Below are 17,625 nucleotides of genomic sequence, written 5' to 3' on the forward strand. Positions count from 1 at the left end.
CACCCCCCACGCTGCCCCCAACCGACCCCCCGCCCAACCCTGAGTCGGGCTCGGGGTCACCCTGACCGTGCTGTTCCCTGACTGGGTGTTCCAGTCGATCCGAGCTTCCCCCGCTTTTACGGAGGGTTCTGAGCGTGGTCAGATGACCGCGGGAACGAAGCATCTGTGGCGGCACCGAAGAAGTGCCCCGATGAGCTGCGGGCCCGTGCGGTCCGGCTGTATCGGGAGGCAGACCCGAAGCCGGTGATCAGGCGACTCGCCGAACAGCTCGGGGTGCATCCGGAGGCGTTGCGCAACTGGATCCGCCGGGACCAGGCCGACCACGGCCTGCCCACCCACCGCGCTCAGCCACTTCAGCGTCAGGCTCGCCGCCGCCGCGGCTATCACCGTGCCGGTTACGCCCGAACTACCGGTCAAACTGATGAAGTCGACGCCCGGATGCGCGGCGCGCACTACCGGCTTCGACGTCGCCGTGGACGACGTTGCGGACGCCCGGCAGAGAGCCCACGGCCTCGCACGCCTTCGCCGGCTCCAGGACGCCGACCGGTGTCGTCGGCGCGGACTTCAGTGCCAGAGCGGCCGAGTTCGGCGACACGAACCGAGAACCCGGCACCCGGTTCACGCGCGGGGCTACGTGTGCTCGGGCTGGCCGGGATCGGACCCGGGCCGCACGCCGCGATGGTCCCGCCGGACCTCGGCGCCCCCTGAGCCGGCCTCCGTTTCCGCACGGCCCGGTTCAGTGGTGGTCCCCAGCGCCGCACGGGCCGCGTCGAGGATCTCCTGGGAGAGCGGGTCACCGCTGGTCGCGCGCGCCAGAACGAGCGCGCCGACCAGGGTGCTCAGCCGAGCGATGCCGTCCTCCCCGTCGCCGGTGGTGAGGTGCGCGGCGAAGTCCCGGACCCCCCGTGCGTAGACCCGTCGGGCCTCGCGCCCCTCCGGCTCCCGCGCGATGTCGGTGACCAGCGCCGCGACCGGGCATCCGTCCGCCCGGCCGTCCCGGTGGGCAGGCGAAAGATACGTGTTGATCAGTTCCCGCTGCGCCGCGGCCCGCTCCCCACCGTGCCGCTCCAGTTCCTCACCGTGGTGCCGGGCGAGCTCTTTCAACGCGAGCGCGGTGGCCTCGTCGACCAGCGCGTCCTTCGAAGCGAACTGCTTGTAGAAGCCGCCGTGGGTCAGCCCGGCCGCCTTCATGAGGTCGGCCACGCTGACGTGCGTCCCCTGCTCCCGGAAGAGCCGGGAGGCCGTCTCCACCACCCGGCGGCGATTCTCCTGCGCCTGGGCCTGTGACACGCGACCCATCAGCCACCTCCATATGGATGTCGGATCAAATCTATCCTAGTCTTCAATTAGATTTTGAACGACATCTAAATTCGAACGGGAGCCGAACATGGACCTCAGCCACGCCACCGCCGTGATCACCGGAGGCAACCGGGGCCTCGGCCGCCACCTTGCCGCTCAACTCACCGAGCGCGGCGCCAAGGTCTACGCGGCTGCCCGCCGACCCGAGACGATCGATCTTCCGGGGGTTGTCCCCCTCCTTCTCGACGTCACCGACGAGCACTCGATACACGCCGCCGCCCGGATCGCCTCCGACGCGACGATCCTGGTCAACAACGCGGGCATCTTCACCGGCGCCACACTGGTCGCGGGCGCAACCGACGCCATCCGCCGCGAGATGGAAACCAACTTCTACGGCCCGCTAGCCACGACTAGGGCTTTCGCCCCCGTGATCGCCGCCAACGGCGGTGGTGCCATCCTCAACATCCTCTCCGTCCTGTCCTGGGCCCACCCGGCCGCCGCCGGCTCGTACTCAGCCTCCAAGGCCGCCGCCTGGGCCCTGACCGACGCCACCCGCGAGGAACTCGCTCCGCACGGGATCACCGTCTCCGGCCTGTACGTCGGCTACATGGACACCGACATGGCCGAAGGCGTTCCGGCCGAGATGAAGTCCGATCCTGCCGAGGTCGCCGCCCAAGCCCTGTCCGGCATCGAGTCCGGCCTGCCCGAGATCCTCGCCGACGCGCTGACCCGCCAGGTCAAGCAGGCCCTGTCCGCCGCGCCGAGCATGGCCTGAGCGCACCCGGCCCTCTCCCGTAGGAGCAGAAGGACCATGAAGAGCTACCTGATCGAGCGGTACGGTGACCGGTCCGTGGTGCACGCCGCAGAGACCCCCACCCCGCAGCCGGGCCCCGCCGACGTCGTAGTCCACATCCACGCCGCGAGCGTCAACCCGCTCGACTTCAAGATCCGCGACGGCGCCTTCAAGAGGATCCTCCCGTACCGTCTTCCCCTCACCTTGGGCAACGATTTTGCCGGCACCGTGACCGCCACCGGGGCCTCGGTTACGCGCTTCGCCGTCGGTGACGAGGTCTACTCCCGCCCCAATAAAGATCGCATCGGCACCTTCGCCGAACAGATCGCCGTCCACCAGGACGACCTGGCACCCAAACCCGCCTCCCTCACCATGGCCGAGGCAGCCTCCCTCCCCTTGGTCGCCCTCACCGCCTGGCAGGCCCTGGTCGAGAAGGCCCGGGTCGAGCCCGGCCAGAAGGTCCTGGTCCACTCCGGCTCCGGCGGCGTCGGCAGCATCGCCGTCCAGCTCGCCAAGCATCTGGGCGCCTATGTCGCCACCACCGCGAGCGCCACCAGTGCCGCCCTCGTCAAGGAACTCGGCGCCGACGTCGTCATCGACTACCGAACCCAGGATTTCGAACAGGAACTCACCGGCTACGACGTCGTCCTCGACACCCTCGGCGGCGACAACCTGGAGAAGTCCCTCCGGATCCTCAAGCCGGACGGCAAGGCCATCAGCATCGCCGGCCCACCCGACGCCGACTTCGCCCGCGACCTGGGCGCGGGCCTCGTCCTCCGCCAGATCATGAACGCGATGAGCCTGACCACACGCCGCCACGCCAAACGCCGCGGCGCGACGTACTCCTTCCTCTTCATGAAGGCGAGCGGCGCACAGCTCCGCGAGATCACCGCCCTCGTCGACGCCGGAAGGATCCGTCCGGTCGTCGACCGCGTGTTCCCCTTCGACCAGACCCTGGACGCCCTGGACTATGCCGAGGACGGCCGCGCGAAGTCTGGCAAGGTCGTCATCGCCATGTCCTGAGAACGTCGCGACCCCGCGGACCCTCCCGGCCGAAACCCGACCCGGAACGACAGGTTGGACCTGTTCGGTTTCTCGCTGGGCGGACCCACAGGTCGGCCTCGACCTCGTCGACGCGTAGCTCCTGGTCGAGCGCTACGCGGCGGCGTTCGACGACCTGGAGACGCACGAAGCCCTGACCGCCCTCGGCTAGAGGAGTGCGCCCGCTAGTGGATGTGGGAGCCGCCGTTGACGTCGTACGTGGCACCCGTGATGTAGCCGGATTCTTCGCGGCAGAGGTAGGTGATCAGGTCCGCGACGTCGGCGACCCGGCCGTTGCGCCCGACCGGGATACCGGCGATCAGAGCGTCCTTGCGGTCGCCCTCCAGGGCTCCGCCGGTGATGTCGGTGTCGATCAGACCGGGCGCCACGCAGTTGACCGTGACACCGTTCGGGCCGAGTTCGCGGGCCAGAGCCCGCGCGAAGCCGAGCTGGGCCGCTTTGGCCGCGGAGTAGGCGACACCCCCGAACACTCCCCCGCCGCGTTCGGCCGACACCGACGACAGGAAGACGATGCGGCCGTAACCCCGCTCGACCATCCCGGGCGCGAGGCGCCTGGTGATGTTGAAAGCGCCTCGGACGTTGACCGCGAAGATGCGATCCCACTCCGCGCCCTCGACGTCCAGGAATCGGGTCGGCGAGGTGACGCCTGCGTTGTTGATCAGCGCCCCGACCGGTGGTGCGCCGGCGACCAGCGCGTCGACCGCCGCGGCGACCGCGTCCTCGTCGGTGACGTCACACGAGAGCCCGCAGGTCTGTGCGCCGCTCTCGACGGCGATCTCGTCGGCGGTGGCTTTCGCGGCAGCCTCGTCGAGATCGAGGATCGCGACGTTCCAGCCGGCCGACGCAAGGGCTTGGGCGGTGGCCCGGCCGATGCCCCGGCGCGAGGCGGCACCGGTGACGACGGCGGTGTAGTCGCGGACCGTCATGACAACTCCTTCTTCACCCGAGCGCAGAGCGCGTCGGTGGACAGGCCGTAGCGGTCGTGCAGGGTGGGGAGGGCGCCGGCGGCGAGGAACTCGTCGGGCAGTGCGGCGGGCACGATCCGGGTGGCGATTCCGGCGTAGGCGACGGTGGCCGCGACGGCCTCGGACAGGCCACCGATCCGGGTGTGGTTCTCGCAGGTGACGACGAGCCGGTCACCGCGTACCGCGTTCAGGATGGCGTCCGTATCGAGTGGTTTGATCGTCGGGACGTGCAGGACCGCGACGTCGACATGGTCTTTCTGCAGACGCTCCGCGGCCTGCAGCGCGCGCATCGTCATCAGCCCGGTGGAGATGAAGACGACGTCGTTGCCGCCGCGCAGCGAAGCGGCGCGGCCGAGCTCGAAGCGGTAGTCGTACTCGTCGAGGACCGTGGGCACCTTGCCGCGCAGGAGGCGCAGGTACGTGGGCCCGGGGTGGTCGGCGAGCGCTGGGACCGCCTGCTCGATGTCGACCGAATCGCAGGGGTCGACGATCGTCAGGTTCGGGCAAGCTCGGAGGATCGCCAGATCCTCGGTGGCCTGGTGGCTGGGGCCGTAGCCGGTGGTCAGGCCGGGTAGCGCGCCGACGACGTTGACGTTGAGGTTCGGTTCGGCGATGTCCAGGCAGAGGAAGTCGTAGGCCCGGCGGGTGGCGAACACCGAGTAGGTGGACGCGAACGGGACCAGTCCGACCTCGGCGAGTCCGGCGGCGGCCCCGAGCATCGCCTGCTCGGCCATGCCCATCTGGAAGAACCGCTCGGGGTGGGCGTCGCGGAAGACGTGCATGTCGGTGTATTTGGCCAGGTCGGCGGAGAGTCCGACGATCTCCGGACGCTCGTCGGCGAGCCGGGCGAGCGCGTGACCGAACGGGACGGAATTCGTGCGCTGGTCCGCGTCGGCGAACGAGGCGATCATCGCCGACGTGGTCAGCCGCTTGACCGGTGCGCTCATGATCGGTCTCCTTCCAGGGCGTGGCGGGCGGCCTGCCATTCGTGTTCGGCGACCGGCATGAAATGCGCCTTCTCGCGGGTCTCCAGGAACGGCACACCGCGGCCGATGCGGGTGTCGCAGATCAGCACCGACGGCCCGTCGAGGTGGGACCGGATCTCGTCCACCCCGGCGAGCAGCGCCGGAACGTCGTTGCCGTCGACCCGGACCGCGTGCCAACCGAACGCTTCCCACTTGGCGGTCACCGGTTCGGTGCGCAGCACGCCTGTGGTCGGGCCATCGGCCTGCAGGCCGTTGACGTCGACGATCGCGGTGACGTTGGACAGGCGGTGGTGGGCGCAGGCCAGAGCGGCCTCCCAGGTAGAGCCCTCGTCGAGCTCTCCGTCGGAGAGCAGGTTGAAGACCCGCGCGGGGTTCCCGCGGTGCCGGAGGCCCAGGCCCATTCCGCAGGCGACGCCGAGCCCGTGGCCGAGTGAGCCCCCGGAGATCTCCATGCCGGGCGTGTAGGAGGCCATACCCGACATCGGCAACCGGGACTCGTCCGCCCCGTAGGTTTCCAGCTCCTCGAGCGGGATCGTGCCCGCCTCGGCGAGTGCGGCGTACAGCGCGATCGCGTAGTGGCCGATCGAGAGCAGGAACCTGTCGCGGCCGTCCCAGCCCGGGTCGTCCGGGCGCAGCCGCAGCTCGCCGTCGTCGCGGGCGTAGAAGACCGCGAGGACGTCGGCGACGCCGAGGGCTTGGCCGATGTAGCCCTGGCCCTGCACCTCCCCCATCAGCAGAGCGCTGCGGCGGATGCGGGTCGCGGCCTGGGCGATCCGAGTCGCCTTCGTCTCGATGATCGTTGTCGTCATGGCGGTTTCTCCTGGGTCGGCAAGGCTCATGCGCTGGTCACGGAGTTCGGCCGCACGAAGTCCGGTGCGGCCGCCGCCTGCTCCAGAGCCGCGATCTCGGCGCGCTTGGCCGCGCCCCAGGTCTCCGGCGTCAGCAGGGCGGCGATCAGGCCCAGGACGCCGTACCCGGTGAACAGCAGCGCCGGGCCGATCCAGCCGACCCCGGCGAACAACGCGGTGGCGATCAACGGCGTGAACCCGGAGACGACCGCGGAGAGCTGGTACGCCAGCGACGCACCGGTCGTGCGGGTGCGGGCGGCGAACAGCTCGGAGAACCAGGCACCCTGCACGCCGGCCAGGCAGTTCTGGCAGATCGCGTAGCTGATGACGAAGGCCAGCACGATCGCGAACGCCGCACCGGTGTTGAGCATCAGGAACAGCGGCACGCCCCATGCCACGGTGATCGCGGTCCCGAACAGGTACACCGGACGACGCCCGACCCGGTCGGTCAGAGCGCCCCACGCCGTCGTCGCGAAAATGCCGATCCCGGCGGCGAGCATCAGCGAGAACAGCGTCAGCGACCGATCCGCGAGTTCCTCACTCGCCAGGTACGACAGGACGAACGTCACCGAGATCGCGTAGCCGGCGGTCTCGGTGACCCGCAGGCAGAACGCGCGGACGATCTCGCGCCACCCGGTGCGCAGCACCTCGAGCAGCGGATTGTGCGAGACGTCGCCCTCGGCCTTCAGCTCCTCGAACTCCGGCGACTCCTCGACCTTCAGCCGGATGACGATGCCGACGACGATCAGCACCGCGCTGAGCAGGAACGGCACCCGCCACGCCCATTGGTTACCGAGGGGGACGCTGACCAGGAACGCGGTGTTGGCCAGGAGCAGTCCGAGCGGGAACCCGGCCTGGGTGATGCCGGTGTAGAGGCCACGTTTACGCCACGGCGCGTGCTCGAAGGTCATCAGGATCGCGCCACCCCACTCGGCGCCGAACGCCAGGCCTTGTACGACCCGGACCGCGACCAGCAGTACTGCGGCCCAGACGCCGATCTGCTGATAGGTGGGTAAGAGGCCGATCAGGACAGTGGCGACCCCCATCAGCAGGAGCGAGCCTACGAGCACCGGCTTGCGGCCGATGCGGTCCCCGAGGTAGCCACCCACGAGACCACCGAGCGGCCGGACCGCGAATCCGATCCCGAGGGTCGCGAACGACAGCAGCGTGCCGGACAGGGGGTCGGACGAGGGGAAGAAGACCTCGTTGAAGTAGAGCGCTGCGGCGGTGCCGAAGCCGATGAAGTCGTATGTCTCGATCGTCGCGCCGACCGAGGACCCGATCGCGACTCGGCGTCGCGCGGGCGTGCCGTGCACCGCGGCACGGGGGGTGTGCAGTCCGGACATGAGGATCTCCGCGGATCGTCGTCGTGATAGAGACGGTGGCGGTGCTGACTGTTGACTGTTAACAGTCGACAGTCCCAACACGGTGACCCGAGATCCGCGGACTGTCAACAGGTGGCCTGGGGGATCTCCCCCTGGATCGAATCAGCGCGCGGGAGCCGCGGCGAAGTGCTCGGCAGCACCCGCCATGTGTTCCTCGACGACCGCGACCGCCGCGTCGGCCTCTCCCCGCTCGATCGCCTCGACGATCAGGGCATGGCGACCCGGCGTCATCATCGTCGGCGCATCCTCCGGATCACGGTTCATGATCGTCACCCGGATCCGACCCTCCAGATGCCGCCACGACTCGACGAGCATCGCGTTCCCTGACAGCTCACAGAGCCGCACGTGGAAACCGAGGTCGGCCTCCACACGGGCCGAGAAATCGTCCCCGGCCGCCGCGATCGCCTCGATCGCCACCTCCAGCGCGGCTACGGCCGCCGATCGGTCCGGTAGCGCGATGATCTCCCGGACCGCGAGGCCCTCCAGAGCCGCCCGAACCCGGAACAGGCCGCGGATCTCGTCCTCGGAGAGCGAATTCACCCGCAACATCGACCGGTGACTGACCGTCACTAGACCTTCCTGCTGGAGGTGGCGCAGCGCCTCTCGCACGGTGCCGCGGCTGACACCCAGACGCCCCGCGAGCTCCACCTCACCGAGGTGGTCTCCCGGCCGGTACGCGCCCGACGTGATCGCCGACCGCAGCGCCTGAAGAGACCGTTCCCGCAACGTGCTGCGATCGATGTTCGGCAACGGCTCGACGGACACGGGGCTCCCTCCGACTGATCACAGACTACCCGCGGTCAGGAAGAGCCCTTCGGGTTGCCTTCCGCCATTCGTGCGCGGGCCGGAACGGCAAACGGTCCTCAGCTCTCGGGATGCTCCCGCACCGCGTAGACGTCGTGGGAGTGCAGCGAAGCAATGGTGTCCTGATAGCGATCTACCGGAGTGGTAGCGGCCACCACCACGGAGACACCGACGCGGGATCGCGAGTCGATGATCGCCCGTCGGAAATCATCGACGGTGCTCACCCTGACCGCCATACAGCCGATCGCCGCCGCGATCGCCACGTAGTCGAAATTCTTGTCGAACTCGAGGCGATGACGCGCCCGCGCTGCCCGTTGTACACGCAGCCGAGGACAGTGATGTCGAGCACGACCACGGTCAGCCCGAACCCGCATCGCGGCCCGGGTCGGATCGTGTGAGGAGGCCTTGTCGGCGATCACCCGGTCCGGACGTATGCGGGGCCGGCCCCGCCCGATCCGGGCGACCCGAAGGGAATCGATCAGCGGCAGCAACCGCGGGTTGTCCCCTGGCCGGGCGTCAGCACGATCCGCATCGGCAAGCCGCGCGTCTCGGCAGGCTCTGCGAGCAGCACGACCGTAGTCAGAAGCGGCTCGATCTCCCGGGATCCCGGTCGAACGCGGAGCGAGCAAGGGTCAGGCGTCAACGACCGTCGTCGACTGAGCATTCACCGGGCACGGGAGCGTGGGATCGAACGTGATCGACACGGCACTCACCACCAGCTGACCGCCGATGGTCTGGGCGGCAATTTCCGGAGGTGTTCCCGGTGCGGTCCGGTTGACCTCCTGCGCGAAGACGAGCACTTTCCAGAGGCCGGCGATCTCCTCCCCGAGCTCCCGCAGCTCGTTCGCCGCTTGCACTAGGTCGAGCGAGCCGGTGTACACCCCGTCGCCCGCCTGCTGATCGGCTCCGATGCCGTCGTCAGTGATCGGGATTTGGAAAAGCCGCCCGCCCGGCGCCTGCCAGACGGCCAGCGCATAGAGACCTGGGCTACGCCGTAGGTGACGCGGCGAACAACCTGGCGTTCTCGATAACGTCGTTCTTCCTGCTGATCTACTACACCGACGTGGTGGGAATCAGCGCGGCGGCGGCCGGAACGCTGTTCCTCCTGATCCTGATCTGGGGACGACACGGTGGTCGAGCAGTGCCAACAGTTCGCCGGCCTGGCGGCCGCGATGAGCCCGCGGGTCGCCTGGGCCGTCACCACCACCCAATAACCCGGCGTCCTCGGCCTCGATCGCCGACGGGCGCCAAGCCTCGAAGATCAGGGCGAGGTTTCAGCTTTTCGGATCCTGCGAGCCACCCGAGCCGGGGGTTTCCATGACGCCGTCGAGCGTGAGCTGATCAGTGAACCGCGTCAGCAGCGTGGCGAGAGTCGCTACGTCGTCGGGTGACCATTCGCTCAGGACGTCAGCGAAAACGGCTGCGCCGCCGGCATCGAACTCACGCTGCCATTGACAGCCCTCGTCGGTGGCGCGCAGCAGGGTCGCCCTGCCGTCCGAGGGATCGGGTTCTCTCGTGAGCAGCCCGTGCGCTTCCAGGCGCCGGAGCTGCGGCGAGATCGTGGACTTGTCCACGCCCTGCATGCGGGCGGCATCCGAGACGCGCACGGTGCCCGCCGCGACGATCGTCCTGACCAGCCATGCGTCGTTGGGCGACAGCTTTCCCGCAGCGCCGAGCAGGCGGCGGCGCACGTCGCCTCGGCTGGTCCACCAGGTCAGTCGCGCCGTTGCCTGCTGCACTCGAGCGGCAGCGGCCGCCACCTCGGTCGAATCCACCACGATCGTTCCCTCCACAGCGACCCTCGCCAATTGGTTTGTTGCATCAAACCAACCAGCAGGATATAGTTTGGTTCGTCGGACCAAACTAGCACAGCCACAGTCGTGGCTCCCACGGAAGGAACCTAAGATGCGAAAACGTCCGTCCACGTCAACCGATCGCCTGCAGGCACTCTCCTGGTTCAGCATCTACGTCCTGCTGGCCGCATTCGTCATCGTGCTCCTCACGACCGGCGGCCTCACCGCCGCCATCGTCGGCGCACTGCTGGTCGGCGTTTTGATCGGCAGTTATCGGCTCGAGCAATGGGCACGGCAGCACACGATCTATGCCTCTGAGCCGCGCCCGGCCCCGGTGAAGCGCATCCCGGCCTCGAACACCCGCGCAGCCGCTGCTCGCGCCCCGCGGGCGTCCCAGGACGAGGCAGCTTGACCGCAGGACCCGACCGGCACGTCCCGCGACACCCATCGGAGGTGGGGCATGAATCTGGAGCGGACAGTTCTTCTCTCGATAGGAGTTTCCTACTCCTTCGTCACCGCCAGCGGGCAGCGCGCCGCGGTGATCGTGCACGGATCCGGTGATCGTTCCCTCGTCGTCTACGAGTCCGACGACTCCGAGCAGGTGCTGCACGCGCTGGACCTGGAGGAAGCAGAAGCACGGACGGTTGCTGAGCTACTGGGTCTGCCCCTGGTCGCCGACCGGGTCGCGAACGTGGTGCCGGGGATGGACGGGATGAACGCCGTGCGCATCCCACTGCCGGTCGGCTCGCCGTGCGCTGGACGTGCACTCGGCGAGACCCGGGCGCGGACCCGTACCGGCGCGTCCATCGTCGCGGTGCTGCGGGACGGACAGACGGTGATGGGGCCCGCACCGGACTTCGTACTCCAGCACGGTGATTCGGTAGTGGTGGTGGGCGATGATCCAGGCATAGCGGGCATCCGTGAGTTGCTCATCACCGGCTGAGCAGTGAGCCTCAGGGTGGTTGTTCCGTCGCGGGGCCGGATACGGCACGCCTCGCGTAGGTCCCCCGGCCGGAACTCCTAGGAGGGGCGAGTGCTGGTCCTGCTGGTTGTCCATCTGATCGCCGCCTCGCTCGCTCCCCTCCTGGTTCAACGGCTAGGGCTGCGCGCCTTCTATCTGCTGGCCACGGTTCCGGCGGCGGCGGTCGCGTGGGCGCTGGCGCACACGGCCGGGATGCTCGACGGTCGCGCGGTGGTCGAGGTGTACCCCTGGGTACGCCAGCTGCAAATCGACCTGGCGCTGCGAATGACCACGCTCTCGTGGTTGATGGTGCTGCTCGTCGGTGCGGTCGGAGCCCTGGCACTCGTCTACTGCGTCCGGTACTTCACTGCTGACGAGCCGGGCCTGGCCCTCTTCGCCGGCGTCTTCGTGGGATTCGCCGGCGCGATGCTCGGCCTGGTCGTCTCCGACAACCTGCTCGTGATGTACACGTTCTGGGAACTGACGACCGTACTGTCCTACCTGCTGATCGGGCACAACCCAGCCAGCCGAACCAGCCGGACGGCCGCCACCCAGGCCTTGATCCTCACCACGTTGGGCGGCCTGGCCATGTTGGTCGGGATCATCATGCTCGGCGAACACGCCGGCAGCTATCGGTGGTCGCAGATGGCCGCCGACCCGCCGACCGGCGGCTACCTCTCGATCGCGCTGGTCCTCCTGCTGGCCGGTGCGCTGTCCAAGTCCGCGATCTTCCCGTTCAGTTTCTGGCTTCCCGCCGCGATGGCCGCTCCCACGCCGGTCAGCGCTTATCTGCACGCTGCCGCAATGGTCAAGGCGGGTGTCTTCCTACTTGCTCTGGTCGCGCCGGTCTACGCCGACGCTGCGATCTGGCGACCGGTCGTCCTGATCGCCGGAATCCTGACGATGCTCTTCGGTGGGTGGACGGCGTTGCGCCAGCACGACCTGAAATTGCTTCTCGCGTACGGCACGGTCAGCCAGCTCGGGCTGCTGTTCGTCGTGCTCGGCGCCGGTTTCCGGGCCGCCGCGCTGGCCGGGGTGATGATGCTGCTGGCGCACGCGCTGTTCAAGGCCGCGCTGTTCTTCGTCGTCGGCATCATCGACCACACCGCGGGCACCCGGGATCTGCGCCGGATCACCGGGCTCCGGCGCCGAGAGCCGCTGTTGTTCGCGGTGGCCGTCCTCGCATCGGCGTCGATGGCAGGCGTACCGCCGCTGGCCGGATTCGTCGGCAAGGAGGCGACCTTCGAGGCGTTCTTCGCAGCTGACCGCTGGCGATGGGTGACCTTGGTCGGCGTTGTGGCCGGGTCGGCCCTGACGGTCGCGTACAGCCTGCGGTTTCTCTGGGGCGCGTTCGCCGACAAAGCACCAACGAGGACGGCCAGCGGCGGTGCGTTCGCCAAGCCTCCTGCCCACCGGGTGTCGGTCGTCTTTCTCCTCCCGGCGGCGCTGCTCGCGGTGGCCGGTCTCGCCGCCGGGCTCGGCGCATCAGGGCTGGACCGACTGTTTGCCGGATACGCCGACGCTTTCCCGGACACGGACGGATATCACCTCGCACTGTGGCACGGCCTGACGCCCGCGCTGGGATTGTCCGCGCTCGCGCTCGCCGCGGGCGCCGTGGTGTTCAAGTGGACGGTCCGGCCGGGCGGGTGGCAGCGGCTGCGGCTGCCGGTGACGGGCAGCACCGCATACGAGCGAATCATCGGCTGGGTGGGGCGGCTCGCCGTCGAGGTGACCGGGGCTACCCAACGCGGCTCACTGCCGTTCTATCTGGGCACGATCCTCCTGGTCCTGACGGCGCTGGGCAGCAGCGCGTTGCTCCTGGGCGGACCCTTTCCGGCCCAGGGCCGGCTATGGGACACGCCGCTACAGCTTGTTCCGGCGGGTGCTCTGGTCATCGCTGCGGTCTTCGCGGTGCGGGCCCATCGCCGGTTGACCGCCGTCGTCTTGGTGGGAGTGACGGGCTACTCGACGGCGATGCTGTTCGTCCTGCACGGCGCACCGGACCTGGCCATGACCCAGTTCCTGGTCGAGACGTGCACCCTGGTGATGTTCGTGCTGGTGCTGCGCAGGCTGCCCGGGCACTTCTCCCGCCGACCGTGGGTGGCCAGCCGATGGATGCGAGTTGCCATCGGCGTCGCGGTGGGCACGGTGGTCGCCGGCATGGCATACGTGGCAACCGGCGCCCGTCAGGCGACGTCCATCGCTACCGGCTTTCCGGAGCCCGCCGTCTCCTACGGCGGCGGCCGGAACGTGGTCAACGTGACCCTCGTCGACATCCGGGCCTGGGACACCATGGGTGAGATCTCGGTGCTGGTGGCTGCCGCCACCGGCTTGGCCAGCCTCGTCTTCGCCGGTTCGGGACAGCTGCGCCGCGGGCTCCTCCGACCACCGCCGCTGGCGCCACCGCCGGGGCGAATCTGGCTGATGGCCGGGCACACCGTCCAGGCCGGACTGCGCTCACCCATCCTCGAGGTGGTCACACGGCTGCTGTTCCACACCATCGTGCTGTTCTCCGTCTACTTGCTGTTCTCCGGTCACAACGCCCCCGGCGGTGGTTTCGCGGGCGGACTCGTGGTCGGGCTGGCCCTGGTCCTGCGGTACCTCGCGGGCGGCCGCCACGAGCTGAACGTGGCCGCACCGGTCGACGCCGGTCTGATGCTCGGCACCGGCCTGCTCATCGCCGTCGGCACCGGCGTGACGGCCATGCTCTTCGGCGGTGAGGTACTGCAGAGCACACTGCTGGACGCGCACGTGCCGGTGCTCGGGCACGTCCACTTCGTCACGTCCATGATCTTCGACGTCGGCGTCTACCTGGTCGTGATCGGCGTGATCCTGGAAATCCTGCGCAGCCTCGGCAGCGAGGTGGACCGCCAGGAGCAGGCCGAGTGGGCCCAAACCGAGGCCGTCGCCCGGCGCGACGAGGAGGAGCTGGTGTGAGGCCGAATCTGCTCTTGGTGATCGTCATCGGAGTGCTCTTCGCCTGCGGTGTGACCCTGCTGCTCGAGCGCACTCTGACTCGGGTGATCCTCGGGGTGACCCTGCTCGGCAACGGAGCGAATCTGCTGATTCTGTTGGGCGGCGGGTACGGCGGACCGCCGATCGTGGGGGTCACTCCCGAGTCCGAGATGAGCGATCCTCTCGCCCAGGCCATGATCCTGACCGCCATCGTGATCACGCTCGGCATGACCGCCCTGCTCCTGGCGATGGCCTATCGCAGCTGGGTCTTGACCGGACACGACGAGGTGCAGGACGACATCGAGGACCGTCGGATCAGGCAGCGCGCCGAACAGGACCAGGGCCCGGAGGGCCAGGACGACACGGAGGGCGAGTCCGCGCTCGTGGCTCCGGTGCCGACCGCCGACGAGGAGGGAAGACCGCGATGACGTGGCTCGTCCCGCTGCCGGTGGTGATGCCGCTGCTCGGCGCGGCACTGATCCTGGTGATCGTCCGACGGCCGGTGGTTCAGCGGGCGGTCAGCCTGGTCGTGCTGGCCGCCACGCTCGCCGTCGCAGTGGCGCTCCTGGCGCTGACCACCGCAGACGGTCCAATGGTCGTCTCCGTGGGCGGATGGGCCGCCCCGATCGGCGTCGTGCTCGTCGCCGACCAGCTCGCGGCTTTGATGCTCGTGGTCTCCTCCGCGGTGACGCTGAGCGTGCTGGTGTACTCGATCGGTCAGGGCGTGACCCAGGGCGACGACCGAGTCACGCCGGTGTCGGTCTACCATCCGACGTACCTGATCCTCACGGCCGGTGTCACCAACGCGTTCCTCGCCGGTGACCTGTTCAACCTCTACGTCGGCTTCGAGATCCTGCTCGCCGCCAGCTACGTCCTGATCACCCTCGGCGCCACCGAGGGCCGCATCCGCGACGGCACCACTTACGTGGTGGTCAGTCTCTTGTCGTCGCTCGTCTTCCTGATCGGCATCGGCCTGGTGTACGCGGCCACCGGCACCCTCAACCTGGCCCAGTTGGCGGGCCGCCTCGACGCCCTGCCCGACGGCGTGCGATTGGTGCTCCAGAGCACGCTGCTGCTGGCGTTCGGCATCAAGGCCGCCGTGTTCCCCCTGTCGGCCTGGTTGCCCGACAGCTACCCGACGGCCATCGCCCCGGTCACCGCTGTCTTCGCCGGCCTGCTCACCAAGGTCGGCGTCTACGCGATCATCCGAACGGAGACGCTGCTGTTCCCCGGGGGCAGGGGCGCGGATGTGCTCCTGATCGCCGCCCTGCTGACCATGCTCGTAGGCATCCTCGGCGCGGTGGCCCAGTCGGACATCAAACGGCTGCTGTCGTTCACGCTCGTCAGCCACATCGGCTACATGCTCTTCGGGATCGGGCTCGCCTCCACTGCCGGGCTCGCCGCGGCCATCTTCTACGTGGTGCACCACATCGTCATCCAGACGACGCTGTTCCTCGCCGCCGGCCTGATCGAGCGACGAGAAGGCACGACCAATCTGGAGCACCTCGGTGGCCTGGCCCGGCTGGCACCGTTGCTCGGCGTTTTGTTCTTCATCCCGGCGCTCAACCTCGCCGGCATCCCGCCGTTCTCCGGCTTCCTCGGCAAACTCGGGCTGCTGCAAGCCGGAGTCAGCGACGGTGGGACGCTCGGCTGGCTACTGGTCGCCGGCGGAGTGCTCACCAGCCTGCTGACTCTCTACGCGGTGTCCCGGGTGTGGAATCTGGCCTTCTGGCGCACCCCGATTACCACGCTCACCAGCGGCCCCGAGGCGTCCAGCGAAGGCGAGGCGTCGCCGGCTAGCACAGCGGTGGACAGTGAAACCGGTCCGCGACTGCCGCGGCTGATGGTCGCGGCAACGCTCGCGCTGGTCGTGCTCGGGGTCGGCCTGACCGTGGTTGCCGGGCCCTTGTTCGACATCAGCACCGACGCCGCCACCCAGTTGCTGGATCGCCAACCGTACGTTCGGGCCGTTTTCCCGGACGGTGCGCCGTGACGGCGGGCAACGACCGGATCGAAACTCCGGACGACGTCCGCTCCGACACCACTTCGGCCGCGCCCGGTGGGCTGTCTCGGCGGATCCGCTGGCGAGACCGGGCGGTCGCGGTCGCCGTCCTGGTCACCGTGTGGACTCTGCTGTGGGGCGTGTTGTCCTGGGCGAATCTCCTGAGCGGGCTGCTGGTCTCAGCCGTCGTGCTGACCGTCTTCCCCCTGCCGCCGGTCACTTTCGCCGGCCGGCTACGGCCACTGGGGCTGGCACGCTTCTCGCTGCAGTTCTTCGTCGATCTCGTGCGCGCGAGCGCACAGCTGAGTTGGATGGCCTTCCGGCCCGGCCGCCAGCCACGAAGCGCCATCATTCGCGTACCGCTGCGAGTGCGCTCCGACCTCGTTCTCACTCTCACCGGCGAGGTCGTCTCGTTGGTCCCCGGCAGCCTGATCGTCGACACCGACCAGGCCAGTACTGCCCTCTACATCCACGTCATCGGTGTCGCCGATCGCGCGGAGGTGGAGCGTTTCCGCCGAACCGTGTACGAGGTCGAGGCCCGCATCGTGCGGGCCATCGGCTCCGACGCCGAGATACGTCAGCTGGACACCCCGCCCACCGCGAGCCAGGGAGACCCCACATGATCATCGTCGCGGCGGCCGTCACGGCACTTCTTGCCGCAGGGGCCGTGCTGGTGCTGATACGACTGGTCCGCGGCCCCTCGACGCTGGACCGCATCGTCGCCGCCGACGTGCTACTCGCCATCGTGGTCTGCGCGATCGCCACCGAAGCGGCCTACACGCGCGACGCCACCTCACTGCCGATCCTGGTCGGACTGTCGATCCTCGGCTTCATCGGCTCGGTCAGCGTCGGCCGGTTCGCCCCGGGGAGCAGGCGATGACCATTCAAACCGTCGCCGACGTCCTCGCCGCCACCTGTCTGATCTCCGGCGCCGTCCTCAGCGTGGCGGCCGGGGTCGGTCTCCTCCGCTTTCCGGATCTGCTGTCCCGGATGCACTCCGCGACCAAGCCCCAGGTGCTCGGGCTGCTGCTGATCCTCACCGGCGCCGCCCTGCGGCTGCAGAACACGATCGACATCACCACCCTCGTCCTCGTCGGCGTGTTCCAACTCGCGACGGCTCCCGTCAGCGCCCACATGGTCGGCCGGGCGGTCTACCGTGCCGGGCGGGTACGCCAGGACGTCCTGATTCTCGACGAGCTGACCGATCACACCAGTGATCAGGTCTCCGAGCCGGATCCCGCCCCTCGCGAGCCCTCGACCAGGGACGACTGAACGACAGCGCCCACGTTCGCTGTGCTGGCCGCGGAGTCCTAGAGGGGTGCGGAATCAGTGTTTCGGTGCGGTCACCGAGTCGGCGTGGTTGCTCGTCCCCGCCGGCGCGCTGAGTACTCCTGTCGCGAGCAGACGATAACCTGGCCGCGGCGAAGCGTAGCCGAGCGTTTACCGTCGAGACTCGACCTGGAGGGCATGATGCCCATCTTCATGATCGAACGACGCTTCGCCGAGGAGTTCGAGCCGACGCTCCACGGGGCCGCGGAAGTGAACCTGATCAACGACGAAGAAAAAGTGCGCTGGCTGTACTCGTTCCTCGCGGCCGACAAACGCAAAACCTACTGCCTCTACGAGGCGGAGTCGGCCGAGGCGATCCGGCGGGCAGCGGCTCGCGCGGGGCTGCCCGCGGACGTCGTCGTCGAGCTCGGTGACCGGATCGAAGCGACCGGTCGCATGGTGCCGGTGGAGTCCTGAGCCGGCCTGCCGATTCCACCCGGCCG

General features: G+C 68.8%; 21 protein-coding genes and 1 pseudogene. 13 read left to right on the plus strand and 9 right to left on the minus strand.

Annotation, left to right across the window (positions count from 1 at the left end; genetic code table 11):
* The first annotated feature begins 165 nt into the window (after window positions 1–165).
* Window positions 166–708, plus strand: a complete 543-nt coding sequence (locus ABEB28_RS43015) for a transposase (protein WP_376980614.1) — start codon at window positions 166–168, stop codon at window positions 706–708.
* Window positions 709–729: 21 nt separating this feature from the next.
* Here ABEB28_RS43015 and ABEB28_RS04140 read toward each other — a convergent pair.
* Window positions 730–1,299, minus strand: a pseudogene (locus ABEB28_RS04140) (TetR/AcrR family transcriptional regulator); the annotation flags it as partial.
* 88 nt (window positions 1,300–1,387) lie between these two features.
* Here ABEB28_RS04140 and ABEB28_RS04145 point away from each other — a divergent pair.
* Window positions 1,388–2,074: an SDR family oxidoreductase gene (locus tag ABEB28_RS04145; RefSeq protein WP_345726608.1), complete on the plus strand. Its 687-nt coding sequence runs from the start codon at window positions 1,388–1,390 to the stop codon at window positions 2,072–2,074.
* A gap of 36 nt (window positions 2,075–2,110) precedes the next feature.
* Window positions 2,111–3,115, plus strand: coding sequence for an NADP-dependent oxidoreductase (locus ABEB28_RS04150; RefSeq protein WP_345726609.1), 1,005 nt, complete (start codon window positions 2,111–2,113; stop codon window positions 3,113–3,115).
* A 203-nt stretch (window positions 3,116–3,318) separates the two neighbouring features.
* Here ABEB28_RS04150 and ABEB28_RS04155 read toward each other — a convergent pair whose 3' ends face one another.
* The 7 genes from ABEB28_RS04155 to ABEB28_RS04185 all read right to left on the minus strand — a co-directional run bounded on the left by ABEB28_RS04155 (window position 3,319) and on the right by ABEB28_RS04185 (window position 9,113).
* Window positions 3,319–4,080, minus strand: a complete 762-nt coding sequence (locus tag ABEB28_RS04155; protein ID WP_345726610.1) for an SDR family NAD(P)-dependent oxidoreductase — start codon at window positions 4,078–4,080, stop codon at window positions 3,319–3,321.
* On the minus strand, window positions 4,077–5,066 hold the full coding sequence (locus ABEB28_RS04160) for a transketolase family protein (RefSeq protein WP_345726611.1): 990 nt from the start codon (window positions 5,064–5,066) through the stop codon (window positions 4,077–4,079). The genes ABEB28_RS04155 and ABEB28_RS04160 overlap by 4 nt, the downstream gene beginning before the upstream one ends.
* Window positions 5,063–5,914, minus strand: a complete 852-nt coding sequence (locus ABEB28_RS04165) for a transketolase (protein ID WP_345726612.1) — start codon at window positions 5,912–5,914, stop codon at window positions 5,063–5,065. Before ABEB28_RS04165 ends, ABEB28_RS04160 begins: the two co-directional genes overlap by 4 nt.
* Before the next feature lie 26 nt (window positions 5,915–5,940).
* Window positions 5,941–7,299 carry an MFS transporter gene (locus ABEB28_RS04170; RefSeq protein WP_345726613.1) on the minus strand — a complete coding sequence of 453 codons (1,359 nt, stop codon included), beginning with the start codon at window positions 7,297–7,299 and terminating at the stop codon, window positions 5,941–5,943.
* Window positions 7,300–7,440: 141 nt separating this feature from the next.
* A complete protein-coding gene (locus ABEB28_RS04175; protein WP_345726614.1) occupies window positions 7,441–8,103 on the minus strand; it encodes a GntR family transcriptional regulator in 663 nt (220 codons plus the stop codon).
* 98 nt (window positions 8,104–8,201) lie between these two features.
* Complete coding sequence (locus tag ABEB28_RS04180) at window positions 8,202–8,561, minus strand: hypothetical protein (protein ID WP_345726615.1); 360 nt, start codon at window positions 8,559–8,561, stop codon at window positions 8,202–8,204.
* Between the two features lie 213 nt (window positions 8,562–8,774).
* On the minus strand, window positions 8,775–9,113 hold the full coding sequence (locus ABEB28_RS04185) for a choice-of-anchor X domain-containing protein (RefSeq protein ID WP_345726720.1): 339 nt from the start codon (window positions 9,111–9,113) through the stop codon (window positions 8,775–8,777).
* A gap of 11 nt (window positions 9,114–9,124) precedes the next feature.
* Between ABEB28_RS04185 and ABEB28_RS04190 the strand changes: the two genes are divergently transcribed.
* A complete protein-coding gene (locus ABEB28_RS04190; RefSeq protein ID WP_345726721.1) occupies window positions 9,125–9,463 on the plus strand; it encodes an MFS transporter in 339 nt (112 codons plus the stop codon).
* Here the strand turns inward: ABEB28_RS04190 and ABEB28_RS04195 are convergent.
* Window positions 9,417–9,920 (minus strand): MarR family winged helix-turn-helix transcriptional regulator, encoded by a 504-nt coding sequence (locus tag ABEB28_RS04195; RefSeq protein ID WP_345726616.1) that lies wholly within the window; start codon window positions 9,918–9,920, stop codon window positions 9,417–9,419. The genes ABEB28_RS04190 and ABEB28_RS04195 overlap by 47 nt on opposite strands.
* A 127-nt stretch (window positions 9,921–10,047) precedes the next feature.
* Between ABEB28_RS04195 and ABEB28_RS04200 the strand changes: the two genes are divergently transcribed.
* The 9 genes from ABEB28_RS04200 (at window position 10,048) to ABEB28_RS04240 (ending at window position 17,599) form a co-directional block, all read left to right on the plus strand.
* Window positions 10,048–10,347, plus strand: a complete 300-nt coding sequence (locus ABEB28_RS04200; protein WP_345726617.1) for a hypothetical protein — start codon at window positions 10,048–10,050, stop codon at window positions 10,345–10,347.
* Between the two features lie 48 nt (window positions 10,348–10,395).
* Window positions 10,396–10,878: a cation:proton antiporter regulatory subunit gene (locus ABEB28_RS04205; RefSeq protein ID WP_345726618.1), complete on the plus strand. Its 483-nt coding sequence runs from the start codon at window positions 10,396–10,398 to the stop codon at window positions 10,876–10,878.
* Between the two features lie 90 nt (window positions 10,879–10,968).
* A complete protein-coding gene (locus ABEB28_RS04210; protein ID WP_345726619.1) occupies window positions 10,969–13,833 on the plus strand; it encodes a Na+/H+ antiporter subunit A in 2,865 nt (954 codons plus the stop codon).
* On the plus strand, window positions 13,830–14,279 hold the full coding sequence (locus ABEB28_RS04215; protein ID WP_345726620.1) for a Na(+)/H(+) antiporter subunit C: 450 nt from the start codon (window positions 13,830–13,832) through the stop codon (window positions 14,277–14,279). Before ABEB28_RS04210 ends, ABEB28_RS04215 begins: the two co-directional genes overlap by 4 nt.
* Window positions 14,276–15,844: a Na+/H+ antiporter subunit D gene (locus ABEB28_RS04220; RefSeq protein ID WP_345726621.1), complete on the plus strand. Its 1,569-nt coding sequence runs from the start codon at window positions 14,276–14,278 to the stop codon at window positions 15,842–15,844. Before ABEB28_RS04215 ends, ABEB28_RS04220 begins: the two co-directional genes overlap by 4 nt.
* A complete protein-coding gene (locus tag ABEB28_RS04225) occupies window positions 15,841–16,476 on the plus strand; it encodes a Na+/H+ antiporter subunit E (RefSeq protein WP_345726622.1) in 636 nt (211 codons plus the stop codon). The genes ABEB28_RS04220 and ABEB28_RS04225 overlap by 4 nt, the downstream gene beginning before the upstream one ends.
* Window positions 16,473–16,733: a monovalent cation/H+ antiporter complex subunit F gene (locus tag ABEB28_RS04230; RefSeq protein ID WP_345726623.1), complete on the plus strand. Its 261-nt coding sequence runs from the start codon at window positions 16,473–16,475 to the stop codon at window positions 16,731–16,733. Before ABEB28_RS04225 ends, ABEB28_RS04230 begins: the two co-directional genes overlap by 4 nt.
* Window positions 16,730–17,125 carry a monovalent cation/H(+) antiporter subunit G gene (gene mnhG, locus ABEB28_RS04235; protein WP_345726624.1) on the plus strand — a complete coding sequence of 132 codons (396 nt, stop codon included), beginning with the start codon at window positions 16,730–16,732 and terminating at the stop codon, window positions 17,123–17,125. Before ABEB28_RS04230 ends, mnhG begins: the two co-directional genes overlap by 4 nt.
* 198 nt (window positions 17,126–17,323) lie before the next feature.
* On the plus strand, window positions 17,324–17,599 hold the full coding sequence (locus ABEB28_RS04240; RefSeq protein ID WP_345726625.1) for a nickel-binding protein: 276 nt from the start codon (window positions 17,324–17,326) through the stop codon (window positions 17,597–17,599).
* Window positions 17,600–17,625 lie beyond the last annotated feature (26 nt).

This window comes from Cryptosporangium minutisporangium, assembly GCF_039536245.1.
In the GTDB taxonomy this organism is placed as follows: Bacteria; Actinomycetota; Actinomycetes; order Mycobacteriales; family Cryptosporangiaceae; genus Cryptosporangium; species Cryptosporangium minutisporangium.